Source organism: Acidithiobacillus sp. TH-A36 (assembly GCF_057473445.1).
The window spans coordinates 1-1,864 of the sequence record NZ_JBYCKP010000293.1 but is presented as its reverse complement, the minus strand read 5'-3'; the positions used below and the strand labels follow the sequence as shown (position 1 = coordinate 1,864).

The following is a 1,864-nucleotide window of genomic DNA, read 5'->3' as shown; positions in this document are numbered from 1 at the left end:
CATAATCCAGCAGGGCTACGACATCGTTGACCCCGCTGGGCCAGTTGGGAGCGCCCATGACTACGGCAATCAGGCGACGGCCATTGCGTACTGCAGTGGTATCCATGCAGTGTCCGGCAGCGTTGGTGTGTCCGGTTTTCAGGCCGTCAATGTCGGGATGTCCGAAAAGGGCCGGATTCCAGCTGCGTTGCTTGATATTGTTATAGCGGTAATATTTTATTCTGGAAATGTTAATGACCTGGGGGTATTTGGCAATCAGGTCCCGGGAGAGCATCGCAATATCCAGGGCGGAAAGATGCAGATCCGGGGTCGGAAGCCCATCCACGTCACCATAATGTGCACCGGGTAAGCCCAGTTTGGTCGCCGTGGCATTCATTTCATCTACAAAACTGGCGCGACTGCCTGCCACGGCTTGGGCCAGTGCCACCGCCGCGTCGTTGCCGGAGTCAATAATCAGTCCGTGCATCAGTTGATCCACGGTAACGGGGAGGTTGGGCTGAATGAACATGCTCGACCCGCCCGTGTGCCAGGCCACCCGGCTGACATGAATGCGCTGCTGCCAGTGCAGGGTTCCGTTGGCCAGAGCGCCGTAAGTCAGATAAGCCGTCATCAATTTGGTCAGGCTGGCCGGGGGTAACTGCAGGTTGGCATCTTTTTCCGCAATAATCTGGCCTGTTTGGAAATCCATCAGCACATAGCTTTTGGCATCTGGTATGGTTGGTGGGGGGGGCATCAACAGGTTGGTACCCGCAAAGGCGGTGCCACCCGTCATCAGGGTGGCGAAGGCAGCAAGCAAAATGAAACGGGATTTGTGCTGCAGGTACTTTTTGTAGCGCATGCGACTTCCTTATACGTTGGTTAATTTTTAGTGTGCAGGGAGTGTGATCACCACGTAGAGGCTTTGATGACCCTGGCGAACCAGCAATGGAATCGGCGTGTGGGCCGGCAATTTCCGGACAATTTGCTGCAGCTGTTCCGGGCTGTTCACTTCCTGCTGGTCAATTTGCTGAATGACCATCCCATCGGTTAATCCCATTTGGGCGGCGGGGCCGGGATAAATGCTTTCAATTTCAACTCCGTGATGAATGCCCAGACGCTTTTGTGCGGCCTGACCGAGGGTGGTGACGCGCAGCCCGAGACGGCGGATATCTGCCGTTTTTTCGGCTTCCACATGACGCATTTTGGCGGGCATGGTGCCAATGGTAACCTGCAGGGTTTCCGGTTTACCGTCATGCAAAATGCCCATGGGTACCGTGGTTCCCGGAGGGGTGTCACCGACGAGGGGAGGCAGTTGTCCGACGCTGTAAACGGCCTCGTGGTTGTAGGTCACAATGACGTCACCCGGCTTCAGTCCTGCCCTGGCGGCTGCTTCATGGGGGCTGACCGAGGCAACCAGTGCCCCGACCGGTTCTTTCAGATGGAGGGCCTTGGCCATTTGCGGATTCACTTCCTGAACGTCCACTCCAAGCCAGCCAAAGCGAAGCTTTTTGTGTTCTTCGAAGGCATGTACTGCGCGCATCGCCGTATTGATGGGAATGCTGAAGGATAGGCCCATGTAGCCACCATCGTTGGTATATATCTGATCATTAATACCGACGACCTGACCTTCCATGTTGAAAATAGGCCCACCCGAGTTGCCGGGATTGATGGGAACATCACTCTGAATGAAAGGAATGTATTCATCATCATGGGGCAGCGGGCGATTCAGGGCGCTGACTACACCCTGGGTGACCGTATTGTAAAAACCAAAAGGCATGCCAATCGCCAGCAACCACTGGCCTACTTTAAGGTTACGGGAATTGCCCAGTTCTACCGTGGGCAGGTTGTGGGCATTGATTTTCAGCAGCGCCGTATCATAGCGAAC

General features: G+C 55.2%; 2 protein-coding genes. Both read right to left on the bottom strand.

Annotated features, from left to right (window positions below; translation table 11 throughout):
• Positions 1–838 (bottom strand): D-alanyl-D-alanine carboxypeptidase family protein (locus AC2VLY_RS07685; RefSeq protein ID WP_486922048.1); only part of this gene is annotated, 838 nt, incomplete at its 3' end.
• 27 nt (positions 839–865) lie between these two features.
• On the bottom strand, positions 866–1,864 hold a 999-nt coding region (locus tag AC2VLY_RS07680; protein ID WP_486892257.1), incomplete at its 5' end, for a trypsin-like peptidase domain-containing protein.